Here is a 20,684-nt window from a genome sequence, read left to right as displayed (position 1 = left end):
TTTAAAATTTTGCTTGAATCTGACAAATTTTACATTACATTTTTTTATCATTATTTATTTATGTAATATAACAAATACAATATATAAGGTCGATATTTTGATAATATTCAATGAATCTAAAAATCCTTTGAATATTCTATAAACAAGTAGGCTCTTAACAAACATTAGTTTAAACATCTTCAAAATTTTTTGATGAATATTTAGAAAATATAAAAATTATTGTCTAATTTTATGCCTGTTCGTCAAAATTGACGGGTATATTCATTCACTATTTGTTGTAGATATGTCAAGACCAGAAAATCAGCAGGGACTTTATGACAGCTCCTTTGAGCATGATGCGTGTGGAGTGGGTTTTGTAGCCAATATTAAAGGCAGAAAATCCCACCAGAATGTTGCTGACGCTCTAACCATATTAGAAAATATGGAACACAGAGGGGCCTGTGGCTGTGAGCAGAATACAGGCGACGGTGCCGGTATCATGATACAGACGCCCCATGAATTCTTTTTTGAGGAATGTCTGAAAATGGGCATTCACCTGCCCGCCTTCGGAAAATACGCTGTGGGCGTTTTATTTTTCCCAAGAGATTTAAGATTAAGAGAAGAGTGCCGGGGTATTTTTAACAGGGCCGTCGAGACCTTGGGCCTGGAAATCCTCACTTATAGAAAAGTACCGGTAAATACGACTGATATCGGTAATACAGCACTTTCTGTAGAACCAGAGATGGAGCATGTCTTTATTGCCTGCCCCGATCATATCACAGACCCAGAAGCATTTGAAAGAAAATTGTTCGTGCTGCGTAATTATGCAGTGCATACAATATTAAATACCGTCAAAAATGATGAGATCGGTTTTTATATCGCATCGCTTTCTTATAAAACAGTCATCTATAAAGGGCAGCTGACCAGTGGTCAGGTGCGCACATATTTTAATGACCTGAATAATAAAAAGGTCGTTTCGGCCTTTGCACTGGTACACTCCAGATTTGCAACCAATACCTTCCCCTCCTGGAAACTGGCTCAACCTTTCCGCTACATAGCGCATAACGGCGAGATCAATACCCTCCAGGGAAACCTAAATTGGCTAAAAGCAGGTGAAGGTGATTTTGTCAGTGATTATTTTACCGAGGAAGAAATCGATATGCTGTTGCCTATCGTCACTTCACAGCAATCTGACTCGGCTTGTCTGGACAATATGGTAGAACTGCTCACCTTAACGGGTCGCAGTTTGCCGCATGTTATGATGATGTTGATACCGGAAGCCTGGGATGGTAATGATCTGATGGATCCTGTTAAAAAGGCCTTTTATGAATATCATAGCTGCCTGATGGAACCCTGGGATGGTCCAGCCACGATATCTTTTACAGATGGCAAAATCATTGGTGCCACACTGGATAGAAACGGCCTGCGTCCTTCCAGATTCTGCCTTACCAGCGATGACAGGGTAATCATGGCCTCAGAAACCGGCGCCCTTATTGTTGATCCAGCCACTATCATTCAAAATGGTCGCCTGCAACCAGGTAAAATGTTTGTAGTGGATATGGAACAAGGCAGGATCATCAGTGATGAAGAATTAAAAACAGAAATTTGCTCTGCTAAACCTTACGCGGAGTGGTTGAATAAATATAAGATCCGCATGGAAGAGCTTCCAGAACCCAGGGTACAGTTTACCCATCTGGAGGATGCGCAGATTTTTAAATACCATAAAGCCTTTGGCTATTCTCAGGAAGATATCCATGATATTATCTCCCCGATGGCTATAGGCGGCAAAGAACCAATCGGTTCCATGGGATCAGATGCTCCACTGGCCGTTCTTAGTGATCAGCCACAACATCTGAGTGCTTATTTTAAACAATTATTTGCCCAGGTCACCAACCCGCCGATCGATCCGATCCGGGAACGCATGGTGATGTCTCTGGCTACTTTTCTGGGCTCATCCGGTAATATATTAAAAGAAGAACCTGAATACTGCCACACCCTGGCACTGAAAAATCCGATTTTAAATAATATCGAGCTGGAAAAGATCCGCTCCATCGACACGGGCAGTTTCCAGGCCAAGACCCTGCAGACTTATTTCAGGGCCAATGGTGAACCTGGTGCCTTAAAAGCCGGCATTGACAGGCTTTGCCGTTATTCAGTAGACGCTGTTAACGACGGATTTGAAGTACTGATCTTAAGTGACCGCGCTATTGACAGTGAGCATGCCGCTATACCATCACTATTAGCAGTATCCTCTGTACATCACCACCTGATCCGTAAAGGACTTCGTGGCAAAGTAGCCCTGGTGGTGGAAGCTGGAGATATCTGGGAAGTACACCACGCTGCTTGTCTGATCGGTTTTGGTGCAACGGCGCTTAATCCATATCTGGCGCTCTCTACCATTCGCTCCCTGAAAATAACAGGCCGTCTTAAAACGGATCTGACCGTCCATGAGCTGAAAAAGAATTACGTGAAAGCCATCTGCGAAGGCTTGTATAAAGTCTTCTCTAAAATGGGTATTTCTACCTTGCAGTCTTATCAAGGTGCCCAGATTTTTGAGATCATCGGGATCAATAAAGAAGTTGTAGGTCGTCATTTTACCGGCGCTACCTCCAGAATTGAGGGCATGGGGCTGGATGAGATAGCCAAAGAGACTTTATATAAACACCGGTTTGCCTTCAGCAAAACGGAAATTCCCATTGACAGATTACCCGAAGGTGGCCTTTATCAATGGCGCAGAAAAGGCGAAGTGCACTTATTTAATCCTTCCACCATTCACCTGTTACAATACTCTACCAGGATGAATGATTACAAGATTTATAAGAAATACGCCAAACTGATCAACGAACAGGGCAAAAAAGCCGTTACCCTGCGTAGCCTGTTTGCCTTAAAACCAAATAGACCTTCTATCTCTATTGATGAGGTAGAACCGGCAGAAAATATCTATAAGCGCTTTGCGACAGGAGCCATGTCTTTTGGTTCCATCTCCTGGGAAGCACATACCACACTGGCCATTGCGATGAACCGCCTGGGCGGCAAAAGCAATACCGGTGAAGGTGGGGAAGATGAGATCCGTTACCAACCAATGGAAAACGGTGATTCTATGCGGTCTGCTATTAAGCAGGTGGCTTCTGCCCGTTTCGGGGTGACCAGCCAATACCTGACAGAGGCAGATGAATTACAGATCAAAATGGCTCAGGGCGCTAAACCTGGTGAAGGTGGACAGCTGCCAGGCCATAAAGTAAATGACTGGATCGGACGCGTGCGTCACTCCACACCAGGGGTTACCTTAATTTCACCGCCACCACACCACGATATTTATTCCATTGAAGATCTGGCGCAGCTGATTTATGACTTGAAAAATGCAAACCGCGCTGCCAGGATCAATGTAAAACTGGTCTCCAAAGCAGGAGTAGGCACCATTGCTGCCGGGGTAACCAAAGCCAAGGCAGACGTGGTACTGATTTCAGGTTTTGATGGTGGCACGGGTGCCTCACCGATCAGTTCCATTAAACATGCTGGTCTGCCATGGGAATTAGGGCTTGCAGAGACCCATCAGACCCTGGTGAAAAACAACCTGCGTAGCAGGGTTGTTGTACAGGCAGATGGTCAAATGAAAACAGGTCTTGATATTGCTATTGCAACATTACTGGGCGCAGAGGAATGGGGTGTCGCTACCGCTGCACTGGTGGTTGAAGGTTGTATTATGATGCGTAAGTGTCATTTGAATACCTGCCCTGTGGGCGTAGCCACCCAAAACGAGACCTTAAGAGGTCGTTTCTCCGGCAATGCTGATCATGTCGTGAACTTCTTTAAGTTTCTGGTTCAAGATCTTAGAGAGATTATGGCGGAATTAGGTTTTAGAACCATCAATGAAATGGTAGGCCAGGTAGATTGTCTGGAAAAAAGAGAAAATATCACGCACTGGAAATTCTCCAAACTGGATTTGTCTCCCATCTTGTATAAACAACCTACAGACAGTAACTGTAGTGGTCTGTACCAGACCGAGCTGCAAGATCATGCGCTCGAAGAGGTGCTGGACTGGCAACTACTTAAAACGGCTGCACCGGCTCTAGAAAATGGTACTCCGGTTAAAGGTGACTTTGTTATCCGTAATATCGACCGTACAGCAGGAACAATCCTGTCTAATGAGATCACCAAAAAATATAAAGCCGAAGGCCTTCCTGAGGATACAATTAAATTGCACTTTACCGGCACTGCCGGACAAAGTTTCGGGGCATTTAATACACGGGGCGTCACACTGGAACTGGAAGGTGATGCCAACGATTATATTGGTAAAGGGCTAAGCGGTGCCAAAATCATCGTCTATCCTTCCAAAAAATCAAGTTTTGTTGCAGAAGACAATATTATCATCGGCAATACCGCCTTTATCGGGGCAACTTCCGGTGAGGCTTATATTCGGGGAAAAGCCGGTGAACGCTTCTGTGTAAGAAACTCCGGCGCGAAGGTCGTGGTCGAAGGCGTAGGAGATCACGGCTGTGAATACATGACAGGCGGTGTGGCCGTCATCCTGGGAGAGACTGGACGCAATTTTGCCGCTGGCATGAGTGGTGGAGTGGCCTACATCTATGATGTCAAAGGGCAACTACCCACACTATTCAACAGTGAAATGGCCGAACTGGAACCACTGGAAGAACAAGATATCGCACCGCTCAAAGCTTTGATTGAAAAGCACCTGGCTTATACGGACAGTAAGGTGGCCAGCTTTATTATCAGCGACTGGGAAAATCAGCTGAAAAACTTTGTCAAAGCCATGCCACGCGATTATAAAAAAGCACTTTTGGCAGCAAAGCAAACAGCCGCTGCCACTAAATAAAAGTATTAGCGGCCACCCGTTTACATAGCAACTGTGGCCGCTGATAAGTCAATTTTTACCAATAATAGATTATTTTATAATAAGGGGACGATGGGAAAAATAACTGGATTTTTAGAGCACACACGCGAGCTTCCTGAAAAAAGAAGTATTGCTGAGCGTGTTAAAGATTATAAAGAGTTCAATCAGCTCTATAAAGGAAATAAACTAGAGCAGCAAGCTTCAAGGTGTATGGATTGTGGTGTTCCTTTTTGTCACAACGGTTGTCCTTTGGGCAACCTGATTCCAGAATTTAATGACGCGGTCTACCGGGAAGACTGGAAAGAAGCATTTGATATATTATCCTCCACCAATAACTTTCCTGAATTTACCGGAAGGATTTGTCCGGCTCCCTGTGAAAGCGCCTGCGTTTTAGGCATCAATCAACCGCCGATCGTTATTGAAGAGATCGAAAAACATATCATAGAAAAAGCCTTTGAACTGGGTCTGGTAAAACCACGCACCTCCATTGTGCGTACCGGCAAAAAAGTAGCCGTCGTAGGTTCCGGCCCTGCCGGTCTTGCCGCTGCAACGCAACTAAATAATGCAGGACACCAAGTGACTGTTTTTGAAAGAGATGATGCACCAGGTGGACTGCTCAGATACGGTATACCGGATTTTAAACTGGAAAAGCACATCATTGACCGCAGGTTGTCTGTACTTGAACAAGAAGGGGTCACCTTTAAACTCAATGCCAATGTCGGTGTAAATGTCAAGCTCAATGATATCTTAAGAGAAAACAATGCGGTGGTACTGGCGGGCGGTTCAACCGTTCCCAGAGATTTGCCCGTGCATGGCCGTTCCTTAAAGGGTATTTACTTTGCCATGGAATTCTTAAAGCAACAAAACAAACGTGTTGCTGGCCGGGATCCACTGGCAAAACCAGAAATTGAGAGTAATATTCTGGATGAAAATGTTACAGCCACAGGTAAACACGTCATTGTCATTGGTGGTGGGGATACAGGTAGTGACTGCGTGGGTACTTCTAACAGACAAGGCGCCAAATCCATCACTCAATTTGAACTGATGCCCGTACCTCCTAAAGAGCGTACTGAATTTATGCCCTGGCCAACTTATCCTATGATCCTTAAAACCACTTCTTCCCATGAAGAAGGCGCTCAACGACATTGGGCGATTGCCACCAAGGAATTTATTGGTGATGATAAGGGTAACCTGAAGGCCATCCGGGTAGTTGATCTGGAATGGAAATCAGAAAATGGCCGGCCTTCTCAGTTTTTAGAAGTCAAAGGCAGCGAAAGAGAATTACCCTGTGACCTGGCCTTACTCGCAATGGGCTTTTTACATCCGTTGCAAACAGGCATGGTCGATGAACTAGGACTTGATCTGGATGAAAGAGGTAATATTAAGGCCACGGAAAAAGAATTTGCCACATCCATTCCTAAAATATTTGCCTGTGGTGATATGCGCCGCGGCCAGTCATTGGTTGTCTGGGCTATCAGCGAAGGCAGGGAGTGTGCCAGAAAGGTAGATGAATATCTAATGGGACATTCTGTGCTGGAAAGCAAAGATGCCAATTTGATTGTAAATAATGTTTAAGCGGTTAGATGTAAGGTAATTTCAGGCAGCACTAAAACGCCTGCACGGGTTACACAACAAATTGACGCTTTATAAATACCTTGTTTTAAAAGACAAAAGCAATCTAAGAAAATTTAGATTGCTTTTTGTCTTTTGTCTTTTGTGATTGCAAGTACCTACGTATTGCAGATACTGCTGCCAAACATAAGTAAATGGGTAAATGGGGCGCGGGGAGCGGGGAGCGGTGCGTAGGTAGTGGTAAGTTCAGGATTCTTGCTGGCGCCTCATTAACCTTACATTGAAAAAGCCCCTTTAATATTTACATATTTAAAAGAGGCCTTTTTGTAACCAACTATCTTTATTGCGCTATCTATTGCTATATTTATGAGGCGCGCTTTATTGCGTTACGAGGGTGCCTACATTCTGGCCTTCAATTACGGCTCGCAGGTTACCTGGTTTATTCATATCAAATACAATGATTGGCAGCTTATTTTCCATACAAAGGGTAAATGCGGTCATATCCATAATCTTCAGATTATTGTCGATACATTCCTTGTAGCTGATGGTCTCATATTTAACTGCCTCAGGGTCTTTTTCAGGATCAGCGGTGTAAATGCCATCCACCCTTGTTCCTTTCAAAATAACATCTGCCTTGATTTCTATGGCCCTGAGTGACCCACCTGTATCTGTGGTGAAATACGGATTACCTGTACCTGCACCAAAGATCACGACTCTGTTTTTTTCCAGGTGTCGAATGGCTCTTCTGCGAATATAAGGTTCTGCAACCTGATCCATCTGCAAAGCGCTCTGCAGGCGGGTGAAAATACCAATTTTCTCCAACATAGCCTGCATGGCCATCCCGTTGATAACGGTTGCTAACATCCCCATATAATCACCGTGCGCTCTTTCAATACCACTTTCTGCCTCATTCATCCCCCGATAGATATTCCCGGCACCGATAACGACTGCCACCTGAACCCCCATATCAGTAATGCTTTTAATATCATTGGCGTATTGTTCAATGATTTTTGGATCAAAGGGTTCTGTACTATTCTCGGCCTTCAGGGACTCTCCAGAGAGTTTGAGTAAGACACGTTTATATTTAGGGAGCATGGTGATTGATTTGTTTGTCTGCAAAATAAAGGGATTTTTTATGTACCGCCAACTGCTAATACAGCTCCTTTTCCAAGTTGGGGACCAATCGTGCAGAAATTGTGGAAAAGTCATTCTATCCTAAGTGTTTCTGATAGAATACTTTGACAGTTAGAAAATTAATATTTAATATTGTACACGGCCAGTATAGAAAACCAAACCTAATGGCTCTTTTTGCAATGTCTTTTCAAATCAATGCCAGATACGTTGAACAAATTGTCTTTGAGAACACTGCTCCCAGAGAAATTTATGGGTTATTGCTGGAAGCCATCTCACTGATCGGCTGGTCGCTGGGACCGGTAGCTGAGGAGAACATCACTGCCTTCCCGGGGATTTCAATTGTACCTTTTGGAGAAGTAATCCATATGGAAATCAATCACGATACCGTAACAGTTGCCAGCAGCTGTATTATGCCCCAGCTCTGGAGCTTTGGGCAAAATAAGCGTAATATCCGAAAACTGGGCCGGGCACTCAACCATTTGCTTAAAAACCGGACTTCCGAGCAATTAAATAGGCAATATATCATCGCCAGTTCAACATTCATTGCCGCCCGTCACGAAAAAGCTGCAAATGAGCGTTTTAATCAAATAACCAATTCCACCAGCAAGATTTCCGGATTTATATCCATATTTAATCCCAAACCAGGTTATTTTATCACCCCCATTCTGATTGATCTGAATATTCTCTATTTTCTACTGATCGGTTTTGCTGGCGGAGGCTTTTGGCACTATTCACTAAGAGGCTTTGACTATTTAGGGGTCAATTTGCTGGATTTAACACTCACAAAGCATCAGTGGTGGCGGTTATTAAGCTATCAGTTTATACACGCCGGTTTTTTACATTTGATCGGCAATATGTTTTCGCTGCTCATGATAGGAGCCTATTTAGAACCGCTGTTAGGAAGAGCCCGGTTTTTATTTTTCTATCTTTTATGTGGTGCTATGGGCGGCCTTTTAAGTATTTACATGCACCCATTCAACGGATCTGTGGGTGCTTCGGGTGCCATCCTGGGTATGTACGGTGTTTTTTTGGCACTGCTTTTATCCGACCTGATCGAAAAGCACACCAGGAGGGCCATATTTTCTACCCTTATTTTTTTTATCGCAGTGCAGTTACTCAGCGGATTGCAAGGTGCAGTAGATAACAGTGCGCACGTAGGTGGTCTGATCACCGGTTTTTTGCTGGGGCTTATTGCTATTGGTGGCATCCGTACGGAAAACATTTGGACAACAGCCAAAAGGCTGTCCATTATTTTGGTCTGTTCGATAGCCATTGTCTTTTTTTCTTTAAAAAAAATGCCCAATCCCGCCAATACTTTCCGGTCGATTATACAGGAATTTAATATGAATGATATCAGGGCACAGCATTATCTAAGTCTGCTGGATGAGGTCTCCGACGATGAAATTGTCCTGGAAATTAAATACCAGAGCCTGGGGTTTCTAAAACAAAATGCCAGGGTACTGGACAGACTTGAGCAGTTGCCCATCGGTCAAAATGGGCATTACCGGGTAAATCTGCTACGTAAATATTTACTGTTGCAAGCCAAAAGAGCCGCCAGTGAAATGTTATGGATATATTATGGTCGCAGAAATAAAAAATATATGGACCAGATCCACGCCTGTGATACTGAATTACACCGAGTCACCTATGAACTGGAAAATACCACCTGGACCTTCCAATAATTTAATAAAATTGCTGTTTGGCTCTATGGGCTAATTCATATAGCTGCCTGTAGTCGACTTAATTAAAACGGCCCAGCATATGCTTGTATAAGAAAATGGTTTTCTCCAAGCGCACCCTGGGCCGTCTTTGCTTATTTTTTCTTTGCTTTTAAAGTGTCTCTTTCAACCAAGTGAAAAATTCTCTTTGCCATACCAGGGCATTTTGAGGTTGCAACACCCAATGATTTTCATCAGGGAAGTAAAGCAGCTTGCTTTTGATGCCTCTGAGCTGTGCAGCCTGAAAGGCCCCCTGACCCTGTTCAATGGGCACCCGGTAGTCAATGCCGCCTTGCACGATCATTATAGGCGTATCCCATTTGTCAACAAAATTTACCGGGGAGGCAGCGTAAGATGCCTGCGCGGCTTTATTGTCCTTTTCCCAGTAATAGCCTCCTTTTTCCCATTTTTCAAACCAAAGTTCATCGGTGGTCCCGGTCATGGAAACAAAATCAAAGACCCCGTCATGGGCAATAAAGGTTTTAAAGCGTCCTTCATGCTTGCCTGCTAATTCAAAAACTGAATAACCACCAAAGCTTGCGCCTACGCAACCAATTCTTGATTTATCCACATAAGGCGCTTTGGCAATATCATCGGTCGCATCTAAATAGTCTTGAATAACCTCACCGCCCCAATGTTTACTAACAGCCGCATTCCAGGCTGTTCCATAGCCAGGCATACCCCTTCGACAAGGAATGACGATAATATAACCTTTTGAGGCCATCAGTTGGAAATTCCAGCGATAAGAGAAAAATTGGGTCGTTGGAGACTGAGGGCCGCCCTGGCAATATAACAGGGCGGGATATTTTTTTGTTTTATCAAAATCAGGGGGATAGACAATCCACAGCATCATCTGATGACCGTCTTTGGTCTTGATCCATTTGCGCTCAGTGGTGACAGGTGCTAAATGACTATAGGCTTCATCATCCACATGGGACAATTGCTTTAGGGCACCCGTCTCAATATTTAACGCATAGACCTCCGCCGCTCTTGAAATGTCTTCCTTTTCTACAATCAGTTCGTCACCCACCTGGGCCAGGATAGATTTTACATCAAAGTCTCCTTTGGAGATCTGCCTGATCTGAGGCATCATCTTAGTCAGTCCTATATCCTGAACAGAGAACACCTGCATCGTTCCATCTACAGGGGCGACAAAAAACAAGGTCCGGTCATCTGAGCCCCATTTAAAGGAGGCGACATTGATCTGATCCTTAAATCCGGTCAGATTCACCGTTAAATCTCCCGTACGCACAACCAGGTCTGTTTTATCCGCTTCATATCCTGGAGTCTTCATTTGCAACCAGGCCATTTTGCCTTTTTTATTAAAAGCAGGGGAGAGGTCATAGCCCAGATTCTTTTCAGTAAGATTCTGTGTTTTGCCGGTAGCAATATCATAGGCATAAATATCCGTATTGGTACTCTCAGCATAGGCAGTGCCATATTGCTTTTTACAGACATAGATAATTTTTTTACTGTCGGGTGTCCAGATATAATCTTCGGGACCGCCAAAGGGTTGCTGCGGGCAGAAATAAGGCTCTTTTTCCATGATATCCTTTTTCTGTCCTTCTACTGGTTTGCCATCTTGGTAAGGTGCAAAAAAGACATGATCAAAGCTCCCCTTGAACCATTTATCCCAATGACGATAGTTTAAAGAAGTATATACTTGGGCAGAGGTCTTTTGCAGTTCAGGATAGCGGTCGCTACCCAGTACTTTCTCCAGCTTGACCGCTTCACTACTCAATATATATTTGCCATCCGGAGAAATCCGGTCGTTTGCGAGCAAGGCATTTTTTTCGTCTTCTGTAATTTTTGTAGCTGCGCCACCAGCCAGTGGCATCCGAAAATAAGCGCTTTCCATTTTATTGTCCTCAATATCTGGCGTGGATACTTTGTAGATAAGCGATTTTCCATCCAGGGTGATCCCCTGGGCGCTTACGCGCCCCAGGGACAATAACCCTTCGGGGGTCAAGGGAGCTTTTTGTGCGGTGGCCTGTAACATGGTGAATGCGGCTAATGTGATTAATATTTTTTTCATGTGTTGAAAATTAATGAAGGCCAGGGTAGCTGTTTTAACTTTAAATACCAAACCTACTACCTGTTAGCCAGGAGGGCAAAAATAGCTAAATTTAAAGGAGAAAGAAAATTGAGCAGCATTAAGGGCCAAATTGTTCTTAAAGTTGGTAGGGTTAAAAGCTGTTTTCTATCGAAGCTTATGTTAAAAGACAAATAAGTGACAGAGGCTATAGGTGGAAAAATAGGGAAGATCTTATTTTTGCAACACTTTTATAAGATACTTTTTATCAGGGCATTGCCCCATTTTATATCAAAGAATTTAAAACATGAGATTATTATCCCATTCAGTTGTACGAATGCTCTGCGGTGGACTATTCATACTATCCTCTTGTGGCAGCACCCAAAATAGTGAGGCCGCTAAAACCGCAGCCGCACAGCAAGTAATAGCGACAAAAGGTCATATTTTGCCTATAGATACGGCTGCCAGTAAGGTCCTTTGGAGAGGCTCTAAGCTGATCGGTGCTGACCACTCTGGCTATGTGCCGCTCTTAGAAGGCCAGATCAGCGTCCAGGGATCGCAGATAAGTGGTGGAAAAATCACCATGGATATGAAGGCGCTTCAACCAACTGATCAGGATCTGGAAGGTAATACCAAGTTAAAAGCGCATCTTTCTTCTCAGGATTTCTTTTCTGTGGATTCATTTCCGTCCGCTTCCTTTGAAATTACCAAAATCGAACCGGGGACCAGTACAAGCAGTGTTACACCGGATAGTGGAAAAGATGCAAAAGCCGCTGGTATTCAGACAAATACAACAGTAACAGGCAATATGACGATCAAAGGTATTACCAAGTCTATTACTTTCCCGGCCGAGGTGCATGCAGATTCCACAGCTGTTGACTTTCGGGCGGCCTTTGCCATTGACAGAACCAATTGGGGGGTTAATTACGGGTCTGAAAACTCCATAAAAGATAAGATAATCAACAAAAACATTGATTTTCAAATAAATATAAAAGCAGGCAAGTAATAGGTAGGACATATTAATCCCGCCTATCCATTATTTTTATTCTATATTTTTTCTTAATTTTATTGATAATAACCGGTTAGGGCCGATGATTATTTGTCTATGCCGGCTATTATTCGTAACTTTGCCGCCGATTTTGGGGATAATTATGTTATAATATTGAAAATTAAATATAATTTTGAAACAAATCGACCTTAGGGTACGTTTTATATCTATCATTAAAGCCATTATATAATATGAGGCAGCTTAAAATTGCCACTCAGATCACCAACCGTGACTCGCAGGCCGTAGAAAAATATCTTCAGGAGATATCCAAAATCTCTATGATTACACCTGAAGAAGAAACTACGCTGGCTCAGCGCATCAAAATGGGTGATCAATGGGCTTTAGACAAATTGGTTCAGTCCAATTTGCGCTTTGTGGTATCTGTCGCTAAGCAGTACCAGCACCAAGGCTTATCCCTTAGCGATCTGATTAACGAGGGCAACCTCGGCTTAATTAAAGCGGCACAACGCTTTGACGAAACCAAAGGTTTCAAATTCATCTCTTACGCCGTATGGTGGATTCGCCAGTCCATTTTACAAGCGTTGGCAGAGCAGGGCAGACTCGTCCGCCTGCCTCAAAACAAAATTGGCACGTATAACAAGGCTAACAAAGCCTACATGGCATTCGAACAAGAACATGAAAGAGAGCCAAGTACGGAAGAACTAGCCAGTATCCTGGAAATGAGCGAGACAGAAATCAACAACATTTTCCAAAGTAACACCAGGCATACATCTCTGGATGCACCAGTGCACGAAGCAGAGGATGTGGCCATGGGGGACCTTTTGGAAGGTGCGGATGACACCGATGATGATGTCATGAAAGATTCGCTGAGAGAAGAAATTCGCCGGGTACTAAAATCACTGAGCCCAAGAGAAGCGGAGATTGTCAATGCTTATTTTGGCCTGGAAGGTGAAAACGGTATCACCATTGAGCAGATCGGTCAAAAATACGATCTGACCAAGGAGCGTATCCGTCAGATTAAAGAAAGAGCGATTAAACGCTTACAAAAAGCCCGCTATAGCGGTGCCTTAAAATCCTATTTAGGATAAAGACCAGTATTATTTTTTAAAAGGTGCTTTTGCGGTTTAGCAAAAGCACCTTTTTTATTGCCCTTATCGCCTACATACTGCTCAACCTCCCTCCAAACAGGTCGTTATGCGTTTTACTATTGGACGATTGCGACGAAAGCAGACAATTGAAGAGGCGGGCACTAATATATATTATGTATAACATAATATATATTAATTGCTTATTTTTGTCTTGACATTCTAATTCAAGGTATCTTTGAAAATATTTTAAATGAATACACATAAATGGATAATGAAGTTTTTACCTCCATCAACAACAAAAGCCTGGTAGACCGGGTAGAGGCAAACCTGATAGATTTATTACATCAGCGAAAATTAAAAGTTGGTGATACGATTCCAAAGGAGCTTGAATTGGCAGCGGCACTAGGTGTCAGCCGAACGGTAGTCAGGGAAGCACTGATGCGCCTGCGTATGATGGGACTGATTGAAAGTAAAAAGAAAAAGGGTAGTGTTATTACCAATCCGGATATATTCGGTAATCTGGCCAAAAGCCTCAATCCTTATGTCTTAAGTGAAGATACGCTAAAAGAAATATTTGAGATCCGCCTGGTGCTGGAAATTGGGATGGCTGATTTGCTTTTTAAACATGTAACCCCTCAGGATATTAAAGAGCTTAAGGAAATTGTCAAAAATGAGCCCAGCTCCACCAGCGGCGAAAAGTTTGAGGCTGCTTATGAAATTAAGTTCCATGGCAAACTCTATAAAATCTCCAAAAATGAGACCCTAATAAAATTTCAAAGCCTTCTATTACCCATTTTTGATTTTGTGGAGAAAAGTGATTTAATTGAACCAGCTCAAAATCCCAAAAAATTTGTGTCTCATAAACAATTGGTCAGTATTTTAGAAAAGGGAACACCTGAGGATTTTAGAAGTGGTATGCGCGTGCATTTATCCAGCCATTTTGCACGCCTGGAAAGAAAAATAGGATCCTAACGGATTGCCATATCGTTCAATTAAGCAAAACAAACAAGCCGCAGATAATGGGTTAACCAAAACTGCGGCTTGTTTGTTAGTTCATTATTAATACTTTGGATATCCTGGTGTTTGTTGCAAGTCTCTATTATTGGTCAGTGCATTTCTGTCGATTGGCCAAAGGAGTTTATAGGCCTGTGAAGAAGAAAGCGATGTGTGTTCAAATACGTACTGATCACCCATACTTCTTAAATCATACCACCTTTTTCCTTCCAACATAAATTCCAGTAAACGCTCCTGTAATACCGCTTCTTTAGGGTCTGCGTCAATTGCCTGATTGGGATACCCCTGAACAGCTGCATTATAATTATCGCCAAAGGCGCGCTTCCTGACTAAATTTATATCTGTCGTCGGGTCCTGACCAAGCAAAATCTCAGCCTCCGCTTTTAAAAGCAACAGATCTGCATAACGGTAAATAGGAAAATCGTTGGTATAATTGCGGACACCTGAGGATTGCTCGCCAGCATATTTTTTCATAAAACAACCTGCTATGCTATAACTGCCATCCGAATTTTTATTATATGCTGGCTGGATGTTCCACCATTTTCTGGAATCCTTATCGCTATAGGCGCGAAAAGAAGCAATTCTTGTCGGGCAACGCAGCAGTCCACCCCAGTTATTGGTAGCATCAAATTTCATATGATGGACTGAATCATAAAAATTTTGAATCAGGCTTGCTTGCGGGACGAAATTGCCGATAAATCCCAGGGTTGATTCATTGAGTTTATTGGTACTGGCAAAAATAATTTCACTATTTCCTTTTTCGGTAAATACATCCCCATAGACGGGTAATAAGCTTAAAGTGGGAATATTTTTTTGAATATCAGTTAAAGCAGATTCGGCAATTGTCGCATCAGTCTTTCCTCCCTGTCTATTTGCCGTCCAAAGATACACTTCAGCCTGCAGCATGCGTGTAGCAGCCTTTGACCAGAAACCTTTGTCCTGCCTGAAGCTGTAATCATCGCCAAAATCAGCCAGCGAGCTATCAATATCAGTTTTAATCTGAGTCATTACATCCGCCGCAGGTGAGGCGGCCTTTGCCAATGTAGAAATATCAAAACTCGCAATTGGCTGCGTTTGTAATACCACGTCTCCCCAGCTTCTGTAAAGTTGAAAGTAGTAAAAAGCCCGCATACCGTAACCTATCCCCAAATAGTAAGCCTTATCCTCAGCTTTGACGAAAGAAATTGTCTTTAACTTACTAATAAGTATGTTCAGCTGATTGATATTATTATAAAAACCACCAAAATTACTGACCCCTGCATTATCCAGATCAAGGGTTTGATTCCACATATTTTCAAAACCCTGCGTGGCTTCACCAGTAAAAGCTCCGGAAGTTCCTGGATCAGGGCCATAAGACCCTGCTCTTAGCTCTCCTAGGTATAACATCGCCGCATTATCCGCTCTGAACCGGATATGAATACCGGTTACAAAGGCATCCACCTGATCAGCCGTCTTCCAATAACTGGCATCACTGACTGTACTTACCGGTGAGAGATCCAGCTGCTTGGAACAGGAACCCAACAAAAAGGCCCCGCCAATCATTATTAATAGAATATACTTTTTCATCTGTATATATTTTTATTTTATAAAATTGTTTTAAAGTCCGCAGAAAACGACGCGTTTTAAAAACTGATTTGTGCGCCAATAATAAGGGACCTTGGAATCGGGTAAGCGCCTACATACACCCCTGTAATCGTTCCACTCGCATTAGTAGGAGGTTCAGGAGATGGTCCGGAAAATCCACTTAGATAAAACAGGTTATTACAACTGATATATAACCTGGCCTCAGATAAAAGCCGAGTTCTTTCCAGCAATTGCTTTGAGAAGTTATAAGAAAGGGTAATCTCCCGGCACGCTAAATATCCACCAGGTTCGTACAAGTTAGAATTATTACTATTCAAGTTCGTTGCCGCATTATTAATCCGGGTGTAGTTTTTCTTACCGGCAGGGGCAGACACCTGGTCAGCATAATACACTTTAGGAATATCGGTATTTTCGTTATCTGGTGACCAGGATTGTTTTTGCAGATCGATATAATTAAAAGTTCCTTGATAGTTTCCCAAGGTTCTTGCCATCAAATCATTGTATATAATATAATTAGTTGCAAAATCAAAACGGGCATATAATGAAAGGTTTTTATAGGACAGATTTGTAGAAAAGCCCCCTGTCCATTTAGGGAATATATTACCCATATATACCTGATCCAGAGAATTGATCGTATCGTTACCATCAACATCCAGCCAATTTACATCACCTGCCGTAATTTTGCCGGAACCCCCTGTAATGCCGGGCCCCGAAATTTGAGCAACGGCGTCATAGCGTGTATTAGCGAGCGCCGCCACTTCAGCCTCATCTTTAAAAATACCTACTTGCTTAAATGCGTAAACATCGCCAATGGACTTTCCTTCCTGATAACCGCCAACCCAAATAGCTGAATTGGTTTTAGGATCCCAGATCTGCAGGCCACCTTGTCTGTTGTTTTCGTTACCGTTGTATGGTAGTTTTAAAATTTTGTTTTTATCATAAGAGGCATTGGCACTCATTGTCCAGCTAAAGCCATCAGGATCGTTGATAATATTTGCCTGCACACTAAATTCCAGACCTCTGTTTTGCAAGGTTCCCAGATTTGTCCTGAACGAGGAATAACCAGTATAACTTGGCAGCGAAAGATTAGTCAACAAATTACTGGTAACCCTGTTGTAATAATCAAAGGTAAAAGTAATTTTACCAGCAAGAAAACCAGCGTCCAGACCAATATCAGTGGTTGCGCTTTTTTCCCATTGCAAGTTTGTATTCACGACGCCAGTATTCAAAAAGCCTGCGCTACCATTATAATTGCCCTGAGAAGCATATACACCCTGTACTTCATAATAACCCAGACCGGCTATATTGCCATTCACGCCATAACTAATTCGGGGCTTTAAGGTCGTAATGACGTTACTGATTGCAGCATTTTTATAGAATTTCTCATTCTGGATATTCCATCCACCCGAAAAACCAGGGAAATAGCCCACGCGATTTTCAGGGGCCAGACTGGAAACGGCATCTGATCTGAATACAGCCGCAAATAAATACCGGTTGTCATAACTATACTGGAGTCTACCAAAAGTCGACACAATCGCAAACTGCGTCTGGCTGCTTCCATTAGATCCATCTGCCGGAAATAAGGTGGACGCATTGGCAGTGGTTATGTCATCCGTAGGCGCATTTTGTCCATGCACATACAATGAATAGTTTTTGAGTCCGTAATACTCCGCACCCGCCATGACACTAATATCATGCAGTCCGCCAAATGTATTATTATAGTTGATCGTTGCATTATATTGCTGTTGAAATGCCCGGTTATTTGTATTATACGCATCTCTTGTATAAGAGGAAAGCTTACCTGCAAACAGGTCGGTATAATTAGACGTCGGAAATTGATAAGATTGATTGGCTATGTCATTATAATAAATACTTCCAGTTCCTTTCACATATAGGTGCGGGACGATATCCCATTTTATGGAGCCGTTGGCCGTAATTTTATTATTGGTATTGGTCCTTTGCGTTTTTCCAAGCCAGTAAAGGGGATTGCCATCACTGACACCTACCCCTGGATTGGGCTGTGTGTGCGCTGAATCCAGCCAGGGATTAAAGGTAGGCCAAAGTGCCATTGTTCGGTAAATCACATTGGCGTCTGAGGTTGCAATACCATATTGACCTGCAGTAGATAAATTCACTCCTGTAGTGATTTCAACATTAGGCTTAATTTTATAGGAACCGTTAATGGTACCGGTAAACCTTTTATAGGAAGAACCAACGATAATACCGTCTTCATTATAATAATCAAAACTGGCAAAATATTTTCCCTTATCATTACCACCCATGGCGCTAACATAGTGATCCTGGGTGTGCGTGTTTCTAAATACCAGGTTCTTCACTTCCCCTGAATGATCCTTATAAATGATCGAGTCATTTCGCCCTTGACCGTCTGCATTATATGGGTCTGCCATTTTCTGCCAACCTTTTGTAAGCAGGTACCGATTATCATCGGATAATAACTGGATATCAAAAGATGCCAGGTTTGCAGCATCTGTCAATAAACCATATCCTCTTGATTGGTTGACCTGGGCGAGGGTACGGCCTGAATTCAGGTTACCCAGCCTATTATAATAAATATAATCATGTGCATTCAGATATTGATAATCACCTCCATTTTGATTGTAACCAGCGGTATATTTATAGGTAAGTCTTGAATGGCCAGCTTTGCCTTGTTTAGTGGTAATCAAAATAACACCGTTATTCGCGCGTGCACCATAAATTGCTGTGGCAGAGGCATCCTTCAAAATTGTAACGGAGGCGATATCTTCAGCAGCAATATCATTATAGGAGCGGATAATACCATCAATAACCACCAAAGGATCACCAGGTGCACTAATGGAGGCCCCGCCTCGTAAAATAATTTTAGGAGAGGCTCCGGGTGTTCCGCTAACATTTACAACCTGTAACCCAGGAACCGAACCTTGCAGGGCAGAACCAATATTGGCCCTGGGTGCGCTGGCGAGCGTTTGATTGTCCAGGGTAGCAATGGAGCTGGTCAAATCTTTTCTCTTTTGCGTGCCATATCCCACCACAATAATGTCATTTAGGCGACTTTCCTGTTGTTTTAAAAGAACAGTCAGCGTGTCGCTGGTGCCAACTGTAATCGTCTGCGACTCATAACCAGTAAATCCTATGGTGAGCTGCGCCTTCACTGCTGCCTGAATGACAAAGCTGCCATCAGGCCCTGAAAAAACGCCATGTGTACTCCCCACAGCAGAGATACTCGCACCTGATAAAGGTTGGCGATCAGCGGCTGACAATACGTATCCGTGTATTGACTTGGTTTGAGAGAAAAGCAGTAGCGGACAGCTCAAAATAATAAACAGCCACATTGCCACCACGTAAATGGTCTTCCCATTTATTGATTTGATTTTTTTATTTGATAGGGCATGTTAAAAAATTATTTTTTAAAAATTATTATGTATGACATAATTATTTTGCATAATTAGGTTAATTTTTATTAACAACCAAAAAAATGAACCAAATTTTTTAAATCCCTGAGTGACAGATCTTTCCCCCAAAATGACCATTAAAACAAACCGGCCCATTTCAAATTGAACCGATTTTTACTCCTTTGCATGATCAAAGAGCCTTCATTGTTAATTAAAATATGAATGGTGCATTTCGGTTGATTTCGCTTTGCATCAGCTTTTGCCGGCGCCTAAAGATTAAAATGGAGTGGCGTTTTGGAAGAGGACCAAAATATTAATTTTAAGGGTAATCAGGTAGGACAAAATAAAGCAATCAATGTTTTGTGCGCAGTCCAGTCTTAAATTAAATCCTGAGGTAAAATTGTGATAAGTTGTAATAAGCTGATTGTTAGGTCGTATAACACGGCCTAATCAATATGTATTTTTTGCCATTAAATAGGTAAGGGAACAGCCTTTTATCTGACACCCCGAATCGCCGCTTGAGCAATTATTTCAATCAATCCGTCAATATGATTACAATGATTTAGAAATGGCCTTCCATATATTAGGTAAAGCTGGTAGACAGAGATTTAACTACTTTTATTAAATAACATCTCTTCTTTGGTTAAATACAGGTGTTTATCTTACGGTTTGTATTGACCGTTAATATTGGGGGCTATGGCAACTACCTGCTCAAATAATACGTCACCGTATTGTCCATAATCAGTGGATATTCAGAAATCGTAAGTGAATCTTTGGAGAGTGCCCGGATTAAATAGCCTCTATTTGCCTTATTTAAAAACAGCACCCAGGCCGTATCCACCTTTTTTGTTGTACCAGCCTGTGCACCTGTTTTAGGCACAAAACGATAGCGATCCTTAAGTGCATTTTCTCCCTCAGTCATCCAACTGATCCCACCAAGTGAATCCAATTGCCACTGTTGTTCAATAGTCGTATCGCATTTTAAACCAACAAAGGAAGAGCGGCACATTCTGTCAAGTGTCCATGTTCCCGCAAACAATTGTCGGATGGCTGTTGTATCTGCACGCCGCATAGCCGTTTGTAGATTAAAAGCCCCTTTTGGGCTAGTTGTACTACTGATTGTTTGACTCGATTTTTTAACCGGACCACAACCAAGTATAACTGCGCCAATGGCCCAAACAAACAAAACCATTTTTGTTAAAAACATGCCTCTGTCTAGCACTTTACTGTCTTTTTGCATCATCTATTTTTTGTTAGCTATGGCAAATACTACATAAATCCTGCCATGCATATGCTAACGTCTCCAATAAAAA

11 protein-coding genes are annotated in these 20,684 nt (G+C 42.6%); 6 read left to right on the top strand and 5 right to left on the bottom strand.

The features are described from left to right. The first annotated feature begins 283 nt into the window (after positions 1-283). Complete coding sequence (gene gltB, locus FSB73_RS16605) at positions 284-4,813, top strand: glutamate synthase large subunit (RefSeq protein ID WP_146784696.1); 4,530 nt, start codon at positions 284-286, stop codon at positions 4,811-4,813. 90 nt (positions 4,814-4,903) lie between these two features. After that, complete coding sequence (locus FSB73_RS16600) at positions 4,904-6,406, top strand: glutamate synthase subunit beta (protein ID WP_146784693.1); 1,503 nt, start codon at positions 4,904-4,906, stop codon at positions 6,404-6,406. Positions 6,407-6,781: 375 nt separating this feature from the next. On the opposite strand, the gene pyrH is transcribed toward FSB73_RS16600, so the two are convergent. Beyond that, positions 6,782-7,522: a UMP kinase gene (gene pyrH / locus FSB73_RS16595; RefSeq protein ID WP_225974093.1), complete on the bottom strand. Its 741-nt coding sequence runs from the start codon at positions 7,520-7,522 to the stop codon at positions 6,782-6,784. Positions 7,523-7,701: 179 nt separating this feature from the next. On the opposite strand from pyrH, the gene FSB73_RS16590 reads away from it, so the two are divergent. After that, the gene (locus FSB73_RS16590; protein WP_146784690.1) at positions 7,702-9,219 is read left to right on the top strand and encodes a rhomboid family intramembrane serine protease; all 1,518 of its coding nucleotides are present in this window, start codon (positions 7,702-7,704) and stop codon (positions 9,217-9,219) included. Between the two features lie 148 nt (positions 9,220-9,367). Here the strand turns inward: FSB73_RS16590 and FSB73_RS16585 are convergent, their stop codons facing one another. Further along, positions 9,368-11,290 carry a S9 family peptidase gene (locus FSB73_RS16585; RefSeq protein ID WP_146784687.1) on the bottom strand — a complete coding sequence of 641 codons (1,923 nt, stop codon included), beginning with the start codon at positions 11,288-11,290 and terminating at the stop codon, positions 9,368-9,370. A gap of 304 nt (positions 11,291-11,594) precedes the next feature. Here FSB73_RS16585 and FSB73_RS16580 point away from each other — a divergent pair, with 304 nt between their 5' ends. From FSB73_RS16580 to FSB73_RS16570, 3 genes are all read left to right on the top strand, one after another. Next, the gene (locus tag FSB73_RS16580; protein WP_146784684.1) at positions 11,595-12,293 is read left to right on the top strand and encodes a YceI family protein; all 699 of its coding nucleotides are present in this window, start codon (positions 11,595-11,597) and stop codon (positions 12,291-12,293) included. Positions 12,294-12,526: 233 nt separating this feature from the next. Next, positions 12,527-13,384 (top strand): sigma-70 family RNA polymerase sigma factor, encoded by an 858-nt coding sequence (locus tag FSB73_RS16575; RefSeq protein ID WP_091393883.1) that lies wholly within the window; start codon positions 12,527-12,529, stop codon positions 13,382-13,384. Between the two features lie 264 nt (positions 13,385-13,648). After that, positions 13,649-14,356, top strand: coding sequence for a FadR/GntR family transcriptional regulator (locus FSB73_RS16570; protein ID WP_146784682.1), 708 nt, complete (start codon positions 13,649-13,651; stop codon positions 14,354-14,356). A gap of 87 nt (positions 14,357-14,443) precedes the next feature. On the opposite strand, the gene nanU is transcribed toward FSB73_RS16570, so the two are convergent. From nanU to FSB73_RS16555, 3 genes are all read right to left on the bottom strand, one after another. After that, entirely contained in the window at positions 14,444-15,964 is a 1,521-nt protein-coding gene (nanU, locus tag FSB73_RS16565) for a SusD family outer membrane lipoprotein NanU (RefSeq protein WP_146784679.1), read from the bottom strand. A 56-nt stretch (positions 15,965-16,020) separates the two neighbouring features. Next, positions 16,021-19,311, bottom strand: a complete 3,291-nt coding sequence (locus FSB73_RS16560; protein ID WP_146784676.1) for a SusC/RagA family TonB-linked outer membrane protein — start codon at positions 19,309-19,311, stop codon at positions 16,021-16,023. A 763-nt stretch (positions 19,312-20,074) separates the two neighbouring features. Then, positions 20,075-20,614, bottom strand: a complete 540-nt coding sequence (locus FSB73_RS16555) for a hypothetical protein (RefSeq protein WP_146784673.1) — start codon at positions 20,612-20,614, stop codon at positions 20,075-20,077. Between the last annotated feature and the right edge of the window lie 70 nt (positions 20,615-20,684).

Origin of the sequence: Arachidicoccus ginsenosidivorans, assembly GCF_007971385.1 — a bacterium.
Classification (GTDB): Bacteria; Bacteroidota; Bacteroidia; order Chitinophagales; family Chitinophagaceae; genus Arachidicoccus; species Arachidicoccus ginsenosidivorans.
This window is presented reverse-complemented; position numbering and strand designations above follow the sequence as displayed.

Coding starts and splice junctions, on each gene's coding strand:
- FSB73_RS16555 (WP_146784673.1), bottom strand. CDS start 20,614: ATGATGCAAAAAGACAGTAAAGTGCTAGACAGAGGCATGTTTTTAACA.
- FSB73_RS16575 (WP_091393883.1), top strand. CDS start 12,527: ATGAGGCAGCTTAAAATTGCCACTCAGATCACCAACCGTGACTCGCAG.
- gltB (WP_146784696.1), top strand. CDS start 284: ATGTCAAGACCAGAAAATCAGCAGGGACTTTATGACAGCTCCTTTGAG.
- FSB73_RS16585 (WP_146784687.1), bottom strand. CDS start 11,290: ATGAAAAAAATATTAATCACATTAGCCGCATTCACCATGTTACAGGCC.
- nanU (WP_146784679.1), bottom strand. CDS start 15,964: ATGAAAAAGTATATTCTATTAATAATGATTGGCGGGGCCTTTTTGTTG.
- FSB73_RS16560 (WP_146784676.1), bottom strand. CDS start 19,311: ATGTGGCTGTTTATTATTTTGAGCTGTCCGCTACTGCTTTTCTCTCAA.
- FSB73_RS16600 (WP_146784693.1), top strand. CDS start 4,904: ATGGGAAAAATAACTGGATTTTTAGAGCACACACGCGAGCTTCCTGAA.
- FSB73_RS16580 (WP_146784684.1), top strand. CDS start 11,595: ATGAGATTATTATCCCATTCAGTTGTACGAATGCTCTGCGGTGGACTA.
- FSB73_RS16570 (WP_146784682.1), top strand. CDS start 13,649: ATGGATAATGAAGTTTTTACCTCCATCAACAACAAAAGCCTGGTAGAC.
- FSB73_RS16590 (WP_146784690.1), top strand. CDS start 7,702: ATGGCTCTTTTTGCAATGTCTTTTCAAATCAATGCCAGATACGTTGAA.